This is a genomic window from Pseudomonas ceruminis (genome assembly GCF_021602025.1).
Classification (GTDB): Bacteria; Pseudomonadota; Gammaproteobacteria; order Pseudomonadales; family Pseudomonadaceae; genus Aquipseudomonas; species Aquipseudomonas ceruminis.
In genome coordinates this window covers 56,127-73,143 of record NZ_BQHW01000025.1, presented here as the reverse complement: position 1 = coordinate 73,143, position 17,017 = coordinate 56,127, and the positions used below count along the sequence as shown (strand labels likewise).

16 protein-coding genes, 1 tRNA gene and 1 pseudogene are annotated in these 17,017 nt (G+C 60.6%); 16 read left to right on the top strand and 2 right to left on the bottom strand.

Going from position 1 to position 17,017, the window contains the following annotated elements:
- The first annotated feature begins 463 nt into the window (after positions 1 to 463).
- The 8 genes from L6D80_RS23790 (at position 464) to L6D80_RS23755 (ending at position 7,380) form a co-directional block, all read left to right on the top strand.
- Complete coding sequence (locus tag L6D80_RS23790; RefSeq protein ID WP_129483312.1) at positions 464 to 1,291, top strand: zinc-ribbon domain-containing protein; 828 nt, start codon at positions 464 to 466, stop codon at positions 1,289 to 1,291.
- Between the two features lie 24 nt (positions 1,292 to 1,315).
- The gene (locus L6D80_RS23785) at positions 1,316 to 1,459 is read left to right on the top strand and encodes a hypothetical protein (protein WP_168355687.1); all 144 of its coding nucleotides are present in this window, start codon (positions 1,316 to 1,318) and stop codon (positions 1,457 to 1,459) included.
- A 140-nt stretch (positions 1,460 to 1,599) separates the two neighbouring features.
- Positions 1,600 to 2,370, top strand: a complete 771-nt coding sequence (locus L6D80_RS23780; protein ID WP_176515579.1) for a ubiquinol-cytochrome C chaperone family protein — start codon at positions 1,600 to 1,602, stop codon at positions 2,368 to 2,370.
- Entirely contained in the window at positions 2,363 to 3,316 is a 954-nt protein-coding gene (locus tag L6D80_RS23775) for a hypothetical protein (protein ID WP_176515577.1), read from the top strand. Before L6D80_RS23780 ends, L6D80_RS23775 begins: the two co-directional genes overlap by 8 nt.
- Positions 3,317 to 3,564: 248 nt before the next feature.
- Positions 3,565 to 4,593 carry a radical SAM family protein gene (locus L6D80_RS23770; protein WP_129483311.1) on the top strand — a complete coding sequence of 343 codons (1,029 nt, stop codon included), beginning with the start codon at positions 3,565 to 3,567 and terminating at the stop codon, positions 4,591 to 4,593.
- Positions 4,590 to 5,456, top strand: a complete 867-nt coding sequence (locus L6D80_RS23765; protein WP_129483310.1) for a histidinol-phosphatase — start codon at positions 4,590 to 4,592, stop codon at positions 5,454 to 5,456. Before L6D80_RS23770 ends, L6D80_RS23765 begins: the two co-directional genes overlap by 4 nt.
- A 2-nt stretch (positions 5,457 to 5,458) precedes the next feature.
- Entirely contained in the window at positions 5,459 to 6,583 is a 1,125-nt protein-coding gene (locus L6D80_RS23760; RefSeq protein ID WP_129483323.1) for a hypothetical protein, read from the top strand.
- Positions 6,584 to 6,645: 62 nt separating this feature from the next.
- Positions 6,646 to 7,380, top strand: coding sequence for a glycosyltransferase (locus L6D80_RS23755; protein ID WP_052160121.1), 735 nt, complete (start codon positions 6,646 to 6,648; stop codon positions 7,378 to 7,380).
- On the opposite strand, the gene L6D80_RS23750 is transcribed toward L6D80_RS23755, so the two are convergent.
- On the bottom strand, positions 7,335 to 8,864 hold the full coding sequence (locus L6D80_RS23750) for a glycosyltransferase family 9 protein (RefSeq protein WP_129483309.1): 1,530 nt from the start codon (positions 8,862 to 8,864) through the stop codon (positions 7,335 to 7,337). The genes L6D80_RS23755 and L6D80_RS23750 overlap by 46 nt on opposite strands.
- Before the next feature lie 499 nt (positions 8,865 to 9,363).
- Positions 9,364 to 9,440 (bottom strand) — tRNA-Arg (locus L6D80_RS23745).
- A gap of 352 nt (positions 9,441 to 9,792) precedes the next feature.
- On the opposite strand from L6D80_RS23745, the pseudogene L6D80_RS23740 reads away from it, so the two are divergent.
- From L6D80_RS23740 to L6D80_RS23705, 8 genes and pseudogenes are all read left to right on the top strand, one after another.
- Positions 9,793 to 10,532 (top strand): annotated as a pseudogene (locus tag L6D80_RS23740) (GntR family transcriptional regulator).
- Entirely contained in the window at positions 10,529 to 12,253 is a 1,725-nt protein-coding gene (locus L6D80_RS23735) for a fumarate reductase/succinate dehydrogenase flavoprotein subunit (RefSeq protein WP_054903167.1), read from the top strand. Before L6D80_RS23740 ends, L6D80_RS23735 begins: the two are co-directional and overlap by 4 nt.
- 63 nt (positions 12,254 to 12,316) lie before the next feature.
- The gene (locus L6D80_RS23730) at positions 12,317 to 12,562 is read left to right on the top strand and encodes a 4Fe-4S dicluster domain-containing protein (RefSeq protein ID WP_008096634.1); all 246 of its coding nucleotides are present in this window, start codon (positions 12,317 to 12,319) and stop codon (positions 12,560 to 12,562) included.
- Positions 12,563 to 12,680: 118 nt separating this feature from the next.
- The gene (locus tag L6D80_RS23725; protein ID WP_054903166.1) at positions 12,681 to 14,087 is read left to right on the top strand and encodes an ABC transporter substrate-binding protein; all 1,407 of its coding nucleotides are present in this window, start codon (positions 12,681 to 12,683) and stop codon (positions 14,085 to 14,087) included.
- A gap of 14 nt (positions 14,088 to 14,101) precedes the next feature.
- Complete coding sequence (locus L6D80_RS23720) at positions 14,102 to 14,884, top strand: ABC transporter permease (RefSeq protein WP_176515575.1); 783 nt, start codon at positions 14,102 to 14,104, stop codon at positions 14,882 to 14,884.
- Complete coding sequence (locus L6D80_RS23715; RefSeq protein WP_176515573.1) at positions 14,884 to 15,741, top strand: ABC transporter ATP-binding protein; 858 nt, start codon at positions 14,884 to 14,886, stop codon at positions 15,739 to 15,741. The genes L6D80_RS23720 and L6D80_RS23715 overlap by 1 nt, the downstream gene beginning before the upstream one ends.
- On the top strand, positions 15,738 to 16,703 hold the full coding sequence (locus L6D80_RS23710; RefSeq protein ID WP_176515571.1) for a HEAT repeat domain-containing protein: 966 nt from the start codon (positions 15,738 to 15,740) through the stop codon (positions 16,701 to 16,703). Before L6D80_RS23715 ends, L6D80_RS23710 begins: the two co-directional genes overlap by 4 nt.
- Entirely contained in the window at positions 16,703 to 16,978 is a 276-nt protein-coding gene (locus tag L6D80_RS23705) for a DUF971 domain-containing protein (protein ID WP_176515569.1), read from the top strand. The genes L6D80_RS23710 and L6D80_RS23705 overlap by 1 nt, the downstream gene beginning before the upstream one ends.
- Positions 16,979 to 17,017 lie beyond the last annotated feature (39 nt).

Here is a 17,017-nt window from a genome sequence, read left to right as displayed (position 1 = left end):
TGGTGAGGCGGCAGCTAATCCAGACCTCGAAACTCTTGGGCGGATCGCTTATGTCCTGGGTGTCCCCCCTGCCTTCCTACTCATGCGGCCGCAGGATTGGGCTGAGCTGGCTCATGCCATAGGCAGCATTCGCGACTACTTGGAGGCGGCGGCGAAGCTAGAGCGTGATGGTCAGCTGGACTTTGGAAGCCCTGTGGAAAAGGTACTCCGCGAGTGCAAGGTGCACCCCGATACCAGGCCTATGGGTGTTGGGTCGACCCAAGAAGTGAAGCGCGTTGCTGCGAGAGATGAATGGCGGCGGCGTGCCTGTCTCAAGCTAAATGCTTTGATGCTCCGCACCGTCAGTGCAGCCCTACCTCGCGTCGCATTGGCTTCCGTCGCTGGTGCGCTGGTGAGTCGAGGAACGCCATATGACCCTAGCATCAGCGACTAGCCCATCCAAACATTCAAGAGGAATTGGAGTATGTCGGTCATTCAAGACGCTGACTTAGCAGACGTGCTCTTTAGTGCAAGCTCAGACGATATCAAGCTGCTGATCGACGTCATTACTGACAACGGTAAGGGGCGGATCTCGCTGTCCTCAGCGATTTGCCGCCAACTGACCGGGGCGAAGGATGGTGAAGTCGGCGACTACGAGCGCGCATTGGTCGCCGAAGAGCTCACACGGTTTGGCGGAAACTCGTTGATGAACCTGTTCCGGGGCGGCAGCGGCGTGTCTTATGTAGAACTGCTGAGCGATGTTGCCTCTCACGTGGGTGTCTCAACGGTCGGCCCGGGGGATTGCGCGCAGATGGAAATGGCCATCATCGCCAAGGTGGTCGAGCAGTCGCTTGGTCACATGAGCGAGGAAGACAAAGAAACCTTCTTTGAGTCGATGGGGACCAGCTACCGTCCGGGAATGGGTGCGGCTGCCCTGGCAGCGCTGATCACCAGCCTGAGTGCCAGCTCGACTGCCTACCGGCTTGCCGCAGTAGTTGCCAGCGCAACGATGAGCAGCCTGGTCGGCCGGGGTGTTGCATTTGCCGGGGGCGCGGCCATGGGCAGGGGGTTGGCGGTTCTCTCAGGGCCCGTCGGCTGGGCAATTACAGGCATCTGGACGGCCTTCGAGTTGGCCAGCCCGGCCTACCGTGTGACGGTGCCATGCGTCATCCAGATTGGCCACATGCGCCAGAGAATGCTGCTTAAGGACGGGTGCCCTGAATGCCACGCGTCGATTCCTGCAGGTAGTAAATTTTGTAGCACTTGTGGCGCACGGCTGGTGAATCGCCTAGCGCATTCCATTCACGATTAGTGTCCACGCCCGAAGGAGTCTCTCATGAATCCTACTATCTCCCCGTTGGAGTTCTTGCTCACCAATGCCATCTGCTTCGCTGCGGGTGCAGTTGTGGTTGTCGCATTGCAGTTAGCAGGTAAAGCGGCCTATTCCGCTGGGAAAAGCAGCTCAAACACTGATGCGTGAATGTGCTCCAGGTGAGTTGAGTAAACGATTAGGGATTAGCTATGTACGGTAATGAGCATGCGAGCCGACTGGCCGCGCTGACCCATAGAGCAGGACTGATTAGTCAGGATGCCTACCGGTAGAAAAAGGGAGTCTCTGTAGTGACCGTCATCGATATCAGCAATACCCGCCAGCTTCTGGAGCGTGCCAGCAATGATGATCTGGAGCCTTTGGTGGAATACATCCTCAAGGCCAATACCGAGTCGCTGTCGAAGCAAGTGGACTTCAAGCGTAACCACCCGGAACACCGCCGCTATGCCAGTTCAATCCTTGATGAGCTGCGGCTGTTCGGCGGGAACAGCTTCGTCAACCTGTGGCGTAAGAGCGGGCCTTCCTACACAGAGGTGGTCCGGGATGTTGCCAGCAAGCTCAAGGTCAAGGGGGCTGGCTCGATGGAGCTCATTGAACTGGAGGAGGCGATGGTGCAGTCGATCCTCCGTCAGGCGTTGGAGAAGTCGTCGGGCGAGGATCGGCGCGAGCTGGAAGTGATTCTGCGCGAAGCGGGGCTAGACAAGACCAAGATGACGGCTCTGCTGAATGGTTCAGCACTGAGTGGGCTGGTAGTGCCGGCCGTAGCGCGCCTTATCCTCTATCGCACTTCGACGGTGATCGTGAACTCGATGGCTCAGCAGCTGCTTGGGCACGGGCTGCGCAGTGCGGTGGTTGCAGGGGGAACCTTCGCTGGCGGTCGGGCTGTCGCCGCGCTAGCCGGGCCGGTCGGCTGGGTGATAGCCGGTATTTGGACCGCCATGGATCTTGCCGGCCCAGCTTGCAGGGTCACCATCCCTTGCGTGTTGCAAATCGCCATGCTGCGTCTCAAGACTCGTGCCGAGGCAGCGACTGATTTCATGAATGGAGCTTTCGATGGCTGAGCTAAATATAATCTTCGATGTGCCGGAGGCGATTGCCGAGGGGCTGAGAAACGGTGTTTATGAACGTATCGGTGGCGTTATCCGCAGAGTGGGTGACAAACAGATCGTGATGTGGCTGCAGGAAGGTGTGCTGCTGGAACGCGATACTGCCGAACAGTTGCTCAAACAGGGAGCCGAGCACACCCAATTGCTGCGTCAGCAGGCTGAGCAACTGCAAATGCTCGGTGTGCAACAGCAGATGATCATGGGGCTACAGGTGGCCAACCTGGCGGTCAGTGTCGCGGGCTTTGCGCTCACGCTGTACAAACTGCAGGGTATCGAGAACCAGCTGAGACACATGGATAGCAAGCTCGACGATATTCGGCAGGGTGTCGAGTGGCTAGATGTCAGGCAGATGATCAGCCGGCTGGCTCCTTTACATGCCTCCTTGCAGCAGGTAAGTGAGGCTGGACTGTATCGTAATGCCGCGATGCAGCAGCAGCAGCTCGGTATTGCTAACAGCCAGCTCGCAGAGAGCCAAAGTTACTTTGGTGGACTATTGCAGCATGTGAGTGAGCGTTCGTTTGAGTATCTGCAGCCCGGCGAGTTCGCGGCCGCTTACCGGGGTTGGGTGATGTCTGCCCAGGGGCGGTTGCAGGTGCTGGCTCGCTTGGGGGAAATGGATCTGGCGGTGCATCTCGCCAATGAGTTCAAGGAACGTCATACCAGGTTCGGTCAGCGGCTGCAGCAAAGCCTGAAAAATCCGGCGCTGCGGCTAATGGCGGGCCAGCAAGGCGAAACGAACCATGCTCGCTTGCTTAGCATCGCTGAGCAAGCCGTCGGTGCACACGAGATCATCCGCGGCAACGTTATGCAGCTGGAGTTTATGCGCGATGAACAATTGGATCTGCCAATTCTGAATAGTCCGGCCGGGTATCAAGGATTGGCGTTCTGCCGAGTGGGCTAATTGGCTCGCGATAGATACGGCGCAATTTACGGAATACTCGGAGTAGTCTGTGGTAAGAGCACCGGATACTGAACCGCCTCGTTCGTCCGCACTGGGTGCAGATCCAGTAATTGGAGGTCAATGTCCCGTCCTGGGGTTGGCCTGAATCCCCTTTTTGCATACGGAGCGCGGCCTTACGTGGCCAGCGTTACGCTTCCTTTAGGACAGCTCCTCGCGCTGCTGGCGCTGGGCTTACAGAGTCATCAGACATGGATCTCGAAGGTCATCTTCTTTACATCGACATCACCCAGATATGCGGAATCGGCTGTGCCTTCTGTATGTATGCCGACAAGCACAAGGTGGGTATCAGCATGGAGCTATCAACGCTGGCTCGGGAGAACCTTGCCAGGCTGATCAATGCTTCGGAGGTCAAGCGCATCTCCATCAGTGGTGAAGGCGAGCCACTCAACAACGCCAAAGTGTTCCATGAGATTCTCGGGTTATCCGAAGGCGGCAAGTGCTTCGAATTCATCACCAGCGGGTTCTATCCACATGACAAGATGGCGGATTTCTACGATACGACGAACCAAATTGTCATGGGCAATGGTGACACCTGCAACATCCGCCTCAGTGCCGACAGTCATCATATCGAGAAGCTCAAATGGCGGGCTCATGGTTTTAGTCTGGACTATTTGCGGCGTCGGCGACCGCCCGGGCTCAGTTTCTCGTTCCGCTCGATCGACACCGATCGCGACTTCACTCGCGCGTACTTAAGGTCCGAACTGCTCCACTGGGGCATTGAAGCAACCATTGAGCCACGCAGTGTGCTGGAAGACGTACTGGTCGCAGGCGGCGAGTGCTTCGGCATCGACTACAAGAACCTCGTACACCCTGCTCCGGGAACCGCCCCCGGCTATCTGGATATGTTGGGCTACATCGAGGCGATCGAGTCCAAGGTCAACAAGCCCTTCACCTTCGGCAGCCTGAACAAACCGCCGCAGGCCAACGGCTTGGATGTCACGGTGAAGCCTAGTGGTGACATATACCTTTATGGCATCGAGAATCAGTGCCTAGGCAACATTCACTTTGACCGTGTCGACTGGCAACGGCTGGTCGACCACGTGCGGGAAACACCCTTAACCCGAGCACTTTATACGCAACCCTTGACCGAGTTGCTGACGCGCCTTGATAACACCGAGCTGCTTCGTTCGATCATCGCCAAGGCGAACAACCCCTACTGGCTGGTGAAGGAGCTGGCAGGTCATGCCGGGTTGCTTGAACAGTGGGGCGCTGCATGATCGACTCACACAGCCACACCTTTTATTCAAAGCATGCGATCGGCACTGTCGACGAGTTAGTTCGCGCCTCGATCGCCGCCGGCGTGACCGTCCTAACCATCACCGACCACGCGCCGTTCCCCGTGGATATGGGCAATCGTCTGCTCGCGTCCGAACTTGATCGCTATTTCGCTGACATCGAGCGGGCGCGGGAGATTTTTCAGGGGCAGATCACCATCCTGTGTGGCCTGGAGCTCGACTACATGCCAGGCACCGACGCCTTCAATCGCGAGCTGCTTGCTCGGTACCCGATGGACTTCGTAATCGGCTCGATTCATTACGTGGAGGTTCCAGATGAAACGATGGTGAAGGTCTGGGAGCTGCCACGCCTTGCCGAGCAGGTGTTCCTAGATCGCTACTTCGCCAATCTCGAAGGTCTGCTAGACAGTGGACTGTTCGATGCCGTAGGGCACGCCGACACCTTGCTGCGCGGTGTGCCGGAAGACATCTTCCTGCGCCGTTTCGAACCTTTGCTGGAGCCGCTCGCCCGAAGCGGTATTGCATTCGAGCTCAATGCCTCAGGTCTTCGAAAGTCGAGCCTGGACCCGGCAACGGGGAGGGAGGTTCAGGGCCGTTGGTCTTATCCGTCTCGGGAATTGGTGGCGCAGCTCATCGCACACGAAGTGCCCTTCACGGTTGGGTCTGATGCCCATGACCCGAGTGACGCTGGTGCGGGCATTGCTGAACTGCTTGAGACCCTGAGGCCCATGGGGCTGAAGAGCATTAGTTACTACGAGAAGCGCCGTCGAATCGATGTCGCTCTCGACAGCCTGACGTTACCGGGCACACTGGCAACTTTGACAGCAGGACTTGAAGGGCCTTGAACATGATTTCCTCCGGAAATTCTCCGCTATGGTCCGAGGTACTTAATAGCCCGGCTGATGTCCAGTTGGCGATGTTTCGTCAGGCTTCCGCTCAGCCCTGTGCTGATGATGTGAAAACTGGTTTCCGCGCTTTCGCAGCCGACCTGTTTGCACGTGACCTGATCAGCATGACCGAGTATGTTTCGATTTTTGGCGGTACTGCCCTGCACTGCCTTACACCTGCCGAGTCGGGGTTGTTCCGCGACATGGCCTCGGGCAGCGATGCCACAGCGCTGGCTGGGATCTACAGCCGTGCAAAATACGGCGGTGTGCATGACATCCGGTATCTCGCAAGACAACTGATCGACTACCTCAGTGGCGAGCTGGATAGGCCAGACTCGCAATGGTCATACCTGTTCCAGAACGCCAAGGTCTGTGGTGACAACGTGGTGATGATGACCACTGGTTGGCGCAACGTGCCGTCCACGGCGAACGTGCTCTATGAGATCGTGGTAGAGGAGGTCAACGTCAAATTGGCGCATATGGCGTTGCCGACCATCATCAACGTCAAGCTGCCCAGGATTGCGCCGCCCTGCGAGGACTACGCCAGCCTCAGCACCGAGGAGCGGGAGCGCGTCAATCTGGTCCAGGACCATGTCATTCCGGCTGAAAATTTCTATCGTTGGAGCGGTGTGCATGTGATCTTCGGCGACGATGTGTTGGTTACCGGATCTACTGCCGACAAACTGCTATATGAATCCATGCGTAACGGTGCAAAGTCGTTCCGCGCAATCTATCCCGTGGCGATCGACCCTCGGGTGGCGCTGGGCGACGCCTCGGTTGAGGATCGGCTGAATAGTGTGGTGATCGAGCAACGGCTGGACGATACCGTTGCGGAGCTGTTGTCTGCGCGCGACTACCAACCAATCCTGCGCACCCTGCGCTTGTTGTTCGGGGAGGGAAACCGAGAGTCGCTCGCCACCTTCCTGCCGAAGGTGCCTGCGCTGACCTGGCTGCGCCTCTACAAGTCTGCCTTGGGTAACGAGTTTCTAGGTCAGCCGCAATGTGCTCCTTCCTTGGTGTTGCTGAGGGAGTACCTGACAAATGCCGGGTTGTTAAGTACCAATGGCAGGGCGACTCATCCGTGAACAGCTGCCTTCATGGTCCCGTTCGATATGTGAGCTATTGGGAAAATGCCCCTGGGCAGGTCATGCCAGCCTATGTCGCGCTGGCATTGGTCTCGATGCGTAGAGCCCTGGGTGAGCGCTTTCAATTGCTTACACCACGGACAGTCCCGGACTTGATCGACCCTCGAATCCTTGCTAAGCCATGGGCCTTTGAACCGTTGCCATTTACTCTGGCGGAGGGGGTCGAGGCCATAGTTGCCAAGAGCGACTTCATCCGCATGGCCTTCGTCCATCGATATGGAGGCGCGTGGGTGGATGCGGACACACTGTTCTTGCGCGACCCAACCAACTCGCTGTTTCCGGCAGGCCTCAGTCATAAGCTGCATTGGCATAGTGAATGTATTTTCGCGTCCCAACCGGGAAACCCCCTGCTTGCCCGCGCATTGGCTACTGGACTGGAAGGAGGTGCCCATGAGTGGGGTAATCCTGGGCGTATCAAGGACATCGTGGCGCAATTTGCTGACGAGTTGGTGCCTATTGCCGGAGATGTCGTCGACCCCGGCTATCATCCACGGTACAACTTCGCAAGCTGTGAGGTGATGCGTCGCCGGGATGTCAGCGTTGTAAATTTTCTTGTGAGAGATGCAGCCATGCTCAAGCTCTACAACACCTATTTTCGGCGCACGGCCAAGCGTATGGAGTCTGTTGAAGAGTTTCTCTCTGGCGGTACCTTGCTGGCCAAATTGTTCCTGCACATAGAGGCTGATCGTGGCTATTGGCTAGGAGAGAGCGAGCGGCTGATGGGTGCCGTTAGTTGATCTGGGAGTGTCAGCGTTACAGCGCTTGCGCGCAGATGAATCTGACATTCACGGACCTCGCTCAGGTTTAACTGCTGGGCTATCACCTCATGAACAGTCGGTGTGCCGCGGTGAGGGGAGGCGTGGGCAACGTACAACCATGCGGGCACGCGCGTTGGTAATGGACCGAACTCGAGCTCAATGCGTACCAGGTCGAATACTTCTGTCGTCCGTCCGCTAGGAGTCCAGGCGAGCGGAGCAGTGCGATGGTCGGGCTGCGTCACTTCGAGAGGACATTCAAGCTCCAAGTTTATGGTCCCTGGGTGACAGTCTGCGACTTCGGGGAAGTCCTTGCTGATCAGTGGCAACTGGCGAGCGAGGGTTCCCTGCGCGACGCCCAGACCGGGCACTATCCGCGCTCTGAGCGAATGGAGTTGCTCAGTTTCGGGTGTAGTGGCCAACAACTCGTGAAGGTTGTACAACAGAGTCTCTATTGAGAACGCATTCATGTCCTTCTTGCCGGTGCGCCGAATCTGACCAGTGTGTTGCTGGCTATAGACGACCCGAGTCAAAGGAGAAGGTGGGGGCAGCCACGGGTTGGCTTGTTCAGCCATGGCTGGGTAGATTGCCACCAGCTTGGTTTCTAGGCCGACCGCCAAGTGAACGATTGCCGTGTCGACACTGACCACGACCTGTGCGCAGCGGATGTACCCGGCGGCATCCTTGGGGGATGCCAGCCCATGGACGACGCGCACGTTTCGTCTAGCCGCCGCGACTTCCATACACAGCGCATCCTCTCGGGTCGCGGGGCTGCATAGGATGCCGACAGACCAGGCTGGATAAGCGTCGGCGACGGCGTGTAGTAAACTCACGGATCGGTCGAAGGCCAAGCTTTTATCTGGGCGGCTGGCGTAGGGGTTGAATAGGATTCTCGGGGCGGAGGTGGCGTTCGGCATCGTGTCAGGAAGGGGAATGATGTACTTCCTATCGACCATGCATGCACCCAAGTCCAAAAGCACGCGTCGGTAGCGCTCGGCCATGTCGAGACCGGCAGTTGTTTCACCGAACTTGCGATTGACGCAGCGTAAACGGTCATCGAGAGAGTACACGCGGGCCGGGCGCAGCAATCGCAGAAACAGGATCTCCGCAGGCTGGATTCTCCCTACAAGATGCACCACGACATCGACCTTTCCAATCTGCTGCGCCAGGCGACGAAGTTCGAGTAATCCGGGGTTGGCGTTCGTGATCACGACCTGATCCACACCAAAGTCCAGCGCGTGCATCTGGGCAAGCTCTACGACCGTCAGAACGGTCACGCGGGCATTGAGTTTGCGAGCCTCTCGAAAGAAGAAGGATGAAACGATAGAGTCGCCCAGCTTGGCATCCCAGCGAGGGATAAGAATGTGCAGGTTTCCTTTCGTAGGCCTGGGCTGCAGCGACCTATCGACCAGTAAGCGAAACACCACACGCATGCATGCTTTAGATGCGTTTCGCAGGAATGACATTTTATGTAGGCTCAATTTTCCACGGGACGGTGTGGACACTAAAGCAGAGCCGAAAGCTTGCCTATCAAAACAGGCTTGGTTCGATCCGGCTGCGGCCGTATCATTTGAGGTGGCTTGCCTGGCCATATATGAACGTCGGTCGTTTGCTATCGTACTTCTCTCAGAGCTGCTGGAGCAGCGAACAAGGCAACTCGCCTTCTACCAGTCGAGCGAATGTAGCCATGCAATAAGTGGTTGCTCTCAGCTCAGTAACGAGTTGCAGCCTAGACTCCAGCTTATGACTAGTACTCAAAATTCTGATGCGCCGAACGGGCGGGCCAGACTTGGAGGCACGGTTTAGGCACAGAATTGGCACAGCCGGAAAATCAACCTAAATCGAGCTGTTCAGGCAGTGCTCATTTTTCGCTTCAAGCAGGGCTGTTTGAATTCAAAGCGCAACTAGGATGAGAGCAGGTTGATTTATCGACTCTTATAGAATTCCTGATAAATCAATCAGATATGGCGCACCAGGCGGGATTCGAACCCACGACCCCCGCCTTCGGAGGGCGGTACTCTATCCAGCTGAGCTACTGGTGCGTATGTGTTGCGGCAGTCTATTTGACCATTAGCTGACACCCTTCTCAACTCGACGAGTATTGCCTTCGGAGGGCAGTACTCTATCCAGCTGAGCTACGAGTGCAACGCGCACGCATGATACCCATCTGATTCGGTGGCGTCCATCGCCTTGATCTATGGCTGTTTTTCCTCCGGGACCTGTGTGGTCCTCTGCGCGGGCAGGCTCGCTTGCGCAGGACAGCGCAGCGTTCAACCCTGTGCTCAGAAAAACTTTCTATCCATATGCAATAACAGTATTTCCCAGCCAATTCTTATGCTCGCTACTATCTGGTCACAACTTGTTATAACAAGTCACCTGTCAGCGAAGAGACCCATGGCCGAACTGCTCCCACTGTCCCCCGTACCGCTCTACACCCAGCTCAAGGAATTGCTGCGCGAGCGCATCCTCGATGGCACCTATGCGCCGCATAGCCGTATGCCTTCGGAAAGCGAACTGGGCAAGGCTTTCGACGTCAGCCGCATCACCGTGCGCCAGGCGCTGGGCGACCTGCAGAAAGAGGGGCTGATCTTCAAGATTCACGGCAAAGGCACGTTTGTCTCCAAGCCCAAGGCATTCCAGAACGTGAGCACCCTGCAGGGGTTGGGCGAGTCGATGACACAGATGGGTTACGAAGTGCTCAACCGCCTGCGCAGCTTCCGCCATGTGCCGGCCAGCGCACGCGTCTGCAGGTGGCGGAGGGCAGCCTGGTCACCGAGATCCGCCGGGTGCGCCTGATCAATCGCGAGCCGGTCTCGCTGGAATTGACCTGGCTACCCAAGGCCGTGGGCGAAAAGCTCGAAAAAGCCGACCTGGTGACCCGCGACATCTTCCTGCTGCTGGAAAACGACTGCGGCATCGCGCTCGGCCACGCCGACCTGGCCATCGATGCCGTGCTGGCCGACAGCGACCTGACCCAGGCATTGGAGGTGGAAGAGGGCTCGCCGATCATGCGCATCGAGCGCCTCACCCACGCCGCCGATGGCACGCCACTGGACTTCGAACACCTCTATTACCGCGGCGATGCCTTCCAGTACCGCCTGCGCATCGACCGCCAGAAGGGGGGCAAGGCATGAGCATCCAGACCCAGGACTACGACATCATCGTCATCGGTGGTGGCACTGCCGGCCCGATGGCAGCAATCAAGGCCAAGGAACAGGACAGGAACCTGCGTGTGCTGCTGCTGGACAAGGCCAACGTCAAGCGCAGTGGCGCCATCAGCATGGGCATGGACGGGCTGAACAACGCGATCATCCCAGGCCATGCCACGCCCGAGCAGTACACCAAGGAAATCACCGTGGCCAACGACGGTATCGTCAACCAGGCCGCTGTGCATGCCTATGCCACCCACAGCTTCGAGACCCTGGAACAGCTCGACCGCTGGGGGGTGAAGTTCGAGAAGGACGAGACCGGCGACTACGCGGTGAAGAAGGTCCACCACATGGGTGCCTACGTGTTGCCCATGCCTGAGGGCCATGACATCAAGAAGGTGCTCTATCGCCAGCTCAAGCGCGCCCGTGTCGAGATCAGCAACCGCATGGTCTGCACCCGGGTGCTGCTCGACGCTGAGGGCGCCGCTGCCGGTGTGCTGGGTTTCGACTGCCGCAGCGGCGAGTTCCGCGTGATACGCGCCAAGGCAGTGATCCTGGCCTGTGGCGCCGCCGGGCGCCTGGGCCTGCCGTCCTCTGGCTACTTGATGGGCACCTACGAGAACCCCACCAACGCCGGCGACGGCTATGCCATGGCCTATCACGCCGGTGCCGAGCTGGCCAACCTCGAGTGCTTCCAGATCAACCCATTGATCAAGGACTACAACGGCCCCGCCTGCGCCTACGTGACCGGTCCGCTGGGCGGCTACACCGCCAACAGCAAAGGCGAGCGCTTCATCGAGTGCGACTACTGGAGCGGGCAGATGATGTGGGAGTTCCACCAGGAGCTCGAAGGCGGCAATGGCCCGGTGTTTCTCAAGCTCGACCACCTCGCCGAAGAAACCATCCAGAACATCGAAGAGATCCTGCACAGCAACGAGCGCCCCAGCCGCGGCCAGTTCCATGCTGGGCGCGGCACCGACTACCGCCAGCACATGGTTGAGATGCACATCTCCGAGATCGGCTTTTGCTCCGGGCATTCGGCCTCTGGGGTGTGGGTCGACGAGAAGGCTCAGACCAGTGTCCAGGGCCTGTACGCCGCCGGCGACATGGCGGCAGTGCCGCACAACTACATGCTTGGTGCCTTCACCTATGGCTGGTTCGCCGGTGTGAACGCGGCGCAGTACGTGGCTGGGCGTGAGCTGGCCGAGGTCGATAGTGCCCAGGTCGAGCGCGAGCGCGCGCGCGTGTTCGCCCCGCTGCAGCGTGAGCATGGCCTGCCGCCGGCACAGGTGGAGTACAAGTTGCGGCGCATGGTCAACGACTACCTGCAGCCGCCCAAGGTGACCCGCAAGATGGAAATTGGCCTGACGCGTTTCGCCGAAATCGAACGTGATCTTGAACAGATGAAGGCCAGCAACCCCCACGAGCTGATGCGCGCGATGGAGGTGACGGTCATCCGTGACTGCGCCGAAATGGCCGCCCGCGCATCGCTGTTCCGAGAGGAAAGCCGCTGGGGCCTGTACCACCATCGGGTCGACTTCCCCGAACGCAACGATGGCGACTGGTTCTGCCATTGCCACCTGAAAAAAGGCGAGAACGGCGAGATGACCAGCTTCAAGAAAGCCGTCGAACCCTACCTGATCGCCCTGGATGCCGAGGAACAGACGGCCTACGCCCGGCTGCGGGTCAAAGCCGACGCCGCTTGAGTGGGCCATCAGCCCCCGGCAGACCAATCAGAACAAGGGCCAAGGCCCAGAGGACCCCGTGAAATGGCCTATCAACCCCAGGAAATCTTTTTCCGTAGCAGCGCCCCGGTCACCATCGACGAAGACAAGTGCATTGCCGAGAAAGGCTGCACGGTGTGCGTCGAGGTCTGCCCCATGGACCTGCTGGCCATCAACCCGGCCACGCAGAAGGCCTACATGGCATTCGACGAGTGCTGGTACTGCATGCCCTGCGAAAAGGATTGCCCCACTGGCGCAGTGAAAGTCGACATCCCGTACCTGCTGCGCTGAACCACCTGCCATCCGGCCAACCACCGGACGCCCACCTGCGACGCCCCTCGTTTCCCACCACCCGAGCCTGGTGGCGGAGACGATTCCAATACCTAAAACGATTCGAGGGGAAACACCCATGCGCCTTGTAGCAACCGTGGCCGGCCTCGCGCTGGCGCTTGCTGGCCTGAACGCCAGTGCTGAAACCATCCGGGTCGCCATCGGCACCCAGGACACCACCATCAATTGCGCCACCGGCGGCCTGTTGATTCGCGAGCTGGGCTTGCTGGACAAGTACCTACCGCATGACGGCAAGTACAAGGACGTCACCTACCAGGTCGAGTGGAAGAATTTCACCAGCGGCGCCCCGCTGACCAACGAGATGGTCGCTGGCAAGCTGGACTTCGGTGCCATGGCCGACTTCCCTGGCTCGTTCAACGGTGTAGCCCACCTGGACGCCGGCAAGCGCAGCCTGTTCATCAGCGTGTTGTCGGGCAGTGTGCATGGCAGCGGCAACGGTATCGTCGTGCCGGCGGCCTCTGCCGTGCAGTCGCTGAGCGAACTCAAGGGCAAGACCATTTCCGTGCCGTTCGCCTCCACCGCCCACGGCATGTTGCTGCGCGCCGTGGCCGCCCAGGGCTGGGACCCGCAGAAGGACGTGCGGATCATCGCCCAGGCCCCCGAGATCGCCGGCTCGGCGCTACGCAGCAACCGCATCGAAGCGCATGCCGACTTCGTGCCGTTCGCTGAGCTGTTCCCCAACCGTGGCTTTGCCCGCAAGATCTACGACGGCGCCCAGGCCAACGCGCCAACGTTCCATGGTGCGCTGGTCGATGCCGACTATGCGCACAAATACCCCGAAGTGGTCACTGCCTACCTGCGTGCCAGCCTCGAAGCCGACCGTTTGATTGCCGCCGAGCCAGAGAAGTACAGCGAGCTGATCGAGAAGGTCACCGGCATCGAGGCCGAGGTCAATTACCTGTTCCATGGTCCGCTTGGCCTGCAGACCCGCGACCTGTCGTGGAAACCCGAGTACCGCCAGGCCGTCGCCACCTCCATCGATACCCTCAAGCTGCTGAAGAAGACCGACCGTGGCCTGGACACCCGGCAGTTCATCGATGACCAGTACATCCGCGCCGCCTTCAGGCAGGCCGGCCTGGACTACGACAAGGCGCTGCAGAACTATGACCCGCTGCCGCTCAAGGCCAACGACGCACTGACCGGCAAGCCGATCACCGACTTCAGCCGCCTGGCGCAGATCTGGGTGCGCGGCGAAGACAAGGTGCGCCACTACGCCTCGCCACAAGCGGCCCTCGGTGCTTTGGCCCAGTTGGAGCAGGAGGGCAAGGACATCCGCGCCATCTACGCCCAGGCCGCAGACAGCGGCATCAAGCTGCTGGCCAACCAGGCCTGGTTCGTGCGCAACGCCAACGGCGAGCTGGCCGCCTTCCTGCTCAAGGACCAGGCCGAGCAATACGCCAAGGCCCATGGCGGTGAGGCGCTGGACTTCGTCAGCGCCAACCAGAAGCTGGTTGCCCAGCGCTGAGCGGAGGCACCGTGATGACCCGCGACTTCAAACGCTGGCCTGTGCGCATCGCCTCGCTACTGGCCTGCCTGCTGTTCTGGCAAGTGGCGGCCAATGCGAAGCTCGACCTGTGGCTGTTCACCTTTACCTATGTGCCTACGCCCCGGGCGGTGCTGGAGGCGGCCTGGCAGTTACTGGCCTCCAGTGCCTTGCTGGCGCACCTGGGCAGCAGCCTGGCGCGGGTGTTTGCCGGTTATGGCGTGGCGGCGGTGCTGGGGGTGGCGCTGGGCTTGCTGATCGGCCGTTCGAGGTGGGCAGAAGACACGCTGTTGCCGCCCCTGGAGGTGCTGCGGCCGATCCCGGCCGTGGCCTGGATACCGCTGGCGATCCTGATGTTCCCGTCGTCCGAGCTGTCGATGGTGTTCATCACCTTCACCGGTGCACTGTTCCCGATCCTGCTCAACACCGTGCATGGCGTGGAGGCGGTCGACCCCCGCCTGGTGGCTTCGGCCCGCAGCCTTGGGGCTGGGCGCGGGGCGATCCTGCGCGAAGTGGTACTGCCCGGTGCGTTGCCAAGCATCGTCACCGGCCTTGCCATCGGCATGGGCACTTCGTGGTTTTGCCTGGTCACTGCCGAGATGATCTCCGGGCAGTTCGGCATCGGTTACTACACCTGGGAGTCTTACACCTTGCAGAACTACCCAGACATCATCGTCGGCATGCTGCTGATCGGCCTGCTCGGCATGGGCAGTAGCGCCCTGGTCAAGCGCCTTGGCGCACTGGCCACGCCGTGGTACCGCACGCGGAGGGCTAGCTGATGAGCAGCTACCAGCACGCCGCCGATCCGGGGCGAATCGAAGGGCGTGGCCTGTCGATCCGCCTGGGGCTGGGCCTTGAAGCGTTCGAGGCCGTGCAACGCCTGGACTTCGCGGTCAGTGCGGGTGAGTTCGTGTGCATCCTCGGGCCTTCTGGCTGCGGCAAGTCCACCTTGCTGGGTGCGCTGGCCGGGCACCTGACGCCCAGCACCGGCCAGTTGACCGTGGACAGCCAACTGATCGACGGGCCGTCGCCGCAGCGCGGCATGGTGTTCCAGCATCACACGCTGCTGCCCTGGCGCACGGTGCTCGACAACGTCGCCTTCGGCCTCAAGATGCAGGGCCTGGGCAAGGCCGAACGGCAGCGCCAGGCCCGCGAAATGCTGCAACTGGTAGGCCTGGCCGACTTTGCCGACCGCTGGCCGAACCAGCTGTCCGGGGGCATGCAGCAGCGTGCCGAAATCGCCCGGGTACTGATCAACCGCCCGCGCCTGTTGCTGATGGACGAACCCTTCGGCGCGCTCGATGCGCAAACCCGCGCACGGATGCAGGAGCTGCTGCTGGATATCTGGGCGCGCATCCGCACCACCGTGGTGTTCGTCACCCACGACATCGACGAGGCGCTGTTCCTGGCTGACCGCATTCTGGTCATGAGCCCGCGCCCAGGGCGTTTCATCGAGGACCTGCGTGTGGATTTCCCGCGCCCGCGTCGTGCCAGCTTGCTGACAAGCCCGGGCTTCACTCATCTCAAGCGTCACTGCCTGGCATTGCTGCGCCATGAAGAGGGTCGTGAATTGCCGCGCCTGACCCCATTGGGCCTGCCGGACAGCGACCATCCTCCGCTACGGATCGCGCTATGACTCGACGAACTACTGATAACCCCGACATCCTTGCCTTGCTGCCACGTCTGGAGGCCGCCGATGCCGGCGTGCGGCGCATCGCCCTGATCGAGCTGGCCGACCTGGAAGACCCGGATGCCTTGCCCTGGCTCACCGATGCGCTGCTGGTGGATGCCGCCGACGAGGTGCGCACCGAAGCCGCGCGGCTACTCGAAGCCTGGGAAGAGCCCGAAGTGGTGCAGGGCCTGTGCGCGGCGCTGGTCGATGCCGCCGAGTCGGTACGCCTGGCCGCTGCGCAGAGCCTGAGCGAGCTCAAGAGCCTGGACGCCGGCCTGTTGATCTTGCCATGGGCCAGCCATGCCGACGCCTTCGTGCGGGCCAGCGCCCTGCGCGCCTTGCGCGAGTTGCGCCTGGAGGAAGCCGCAGCGCCCGCGCTGCTGGCGCTGGAGGACCCGGACGCTGCGGTGCGGCGTGAGGCGGTGGGCATTCTGGGCTGGCTCAAGCACGAACCGGCCTTGCCGGCATTGGCACGGCTGGCGCAGGTCGAGCCCGACACTGAGGTGCGTCGTGCTGCCATTGGCGCATTGGGCCTGGCCCGCGACGCTGCCGTGCTGCCCGCGTTGGTGGCTGCGTTGAACGATGGCGCCTGGCAAGTGCGCGAGGAGGCTGCCACCACCCTTGGCAAAGTGGGGTTGGCACAGGCTGGCCCGGCACTGGTGGAGGCGCTTGCCGATGGCTTCTGGCAGGTACGCCTGCGTGCGGCACGTTCCCTGGGCCGCCTGCGTCACGCCGCGGCCCTGGACGCGCTTGGGCAATTGCTTGGGCATGGCATCGCCAACCTGCGCAAAGAGGCCGCCCTGGCGCTTGGCGAGTTGGGCCAGGCGCGGGCCTTGCCGGTGCTGCAGGCCGCCGAGGCCGACAGTGACCCCGAGGTACGCAAGGCGGTGCGCATTGCCCTGGCGCAACTGCGCGGGGCGGCGTGATGAGCGCGCCGGGAGAAATCCGCAACGTGCGCGGGGCTGGGCAACTGGTACTGCGGTGGGAGGATGGCGAGTACACGCTCAGCCATGCCCGCCTGCGCGGTGCCTGCCCTTGCTCGCAATGCCGTGCGGCGCGCTTGTCAGGCGCTATCAGCGTGGTGCCCGACGATGTGCGTGTGGAGCGGATCGAGCCGCAAGGCTATGGGGTACAGCTGGTGTTCAGCGATGGGCATGAGCGCGGGATCTATCCCTGGGGCTATTTGCGCGAGCTTGGATGAAGCGACGGGCCCTGGCCGCTTGCCAGCGACAGGGCCCGC

Coding starts and splice junctions, on each gene's coding strand:
- L6D80_RS23790 (WP_129483312.1), top strand. CDS start 464: ATGTCGGTCATTCAAGACGCTGACTTAGCAGACGTGCTCTTTAGTGCA.
- L6D80_RS23785 (WP_168355687.1), top strand. CDS start 1,316: ATGAATCCTACTATCTCCCCGTTGGAGTTCTTGCTCACCAATGCCATC.
- L6D80_RS23775 (WP_176515577.1), top strand. CDS start 2,363: ATGGCTGAGCTAAATATAATCTTCGATGTGCCGGAGGCGATTGCCGAG.
- L6D80_RS23770 (WP_129483311.1), top strand. CDS start 3,565: ATGGATCTCGAAGGTCATCTTCTTTACATCGACATCACCCAGATATGC.
- L6D80_RS23765 (WP_129483310.1), top strand. CDS start 4,590: ATGATCGACTCACACAGCCACACCTTTTATTCAAAGCATGCGATCGGC.
- L6D80_RS23760 (WP_129483323.1), top strand. CDS start 5,459: ATGATTTCCTCCGGAAATTCTCCGCTATGGTCCGAGGTACTTAATAGC.
- L6D80_RS23755 (WP_052160121.1), top strand. CDS start 6,646: ATGCCAGCCTATGTCGCGCTGGCATTGGTCTCGATGCGTAGAGCCCTG.
- L6D80_RS23750 (WP_129483309.1), bottom strand. CDS start 8,864: ATGTCATTCCTGCGAAACGCATCTAAAGCATGCATGCGTGTGGTGTTT.
- L6D80_RS23735 (WP_054903167.1), top strand. CDS start 10,529: ATGAGCATCCAGACCCAGGACTACGACATCATCGTCATCGGTGGTGGC.
- L6D80_RS23730 (WP_008096634.1), top strand. CDS start 12,317: ATGGCCTATCAACCCCAGGAAATCTTTTTCCGTAGCAGCGCCCCGGTC.
- L6D80_RS23725 (WP_054903166.1), top strand. CDS start 12,681: ATGCGCCTTGTAGCAACCGTGGCCGGCCTCGCGCTGGCGCTTGCTGGC.
- L6D80_RS23720 (WP_176515575.1), top strand. CDS start 14,102: ATGACCCGCGACTTCAAACGCTGGCCTGTGCGCATCGCCTCGCTACTG.
- L6D80_RS23715 (WP_176515573.1), top strand. CDS start 14,884: ATGAGCAGCTACCAGCACGCCGCCGATCCGGGGCGAATCGAAGGGCGT.
- L6D80_RS23710 (WP_176515571.1), top strand. CDS start 15,738: ATGACTCGACGAACTACTGATAACCCCGACATCCTTGCCTTGCTGCCA.
- L6D80_RS23705 (WP_176515569.1), top strand. CDS start 16,703: ATGAGCGCGCCGGGAGAAATCCGCAACGTGCGCGGGGCTGGGCAACTG.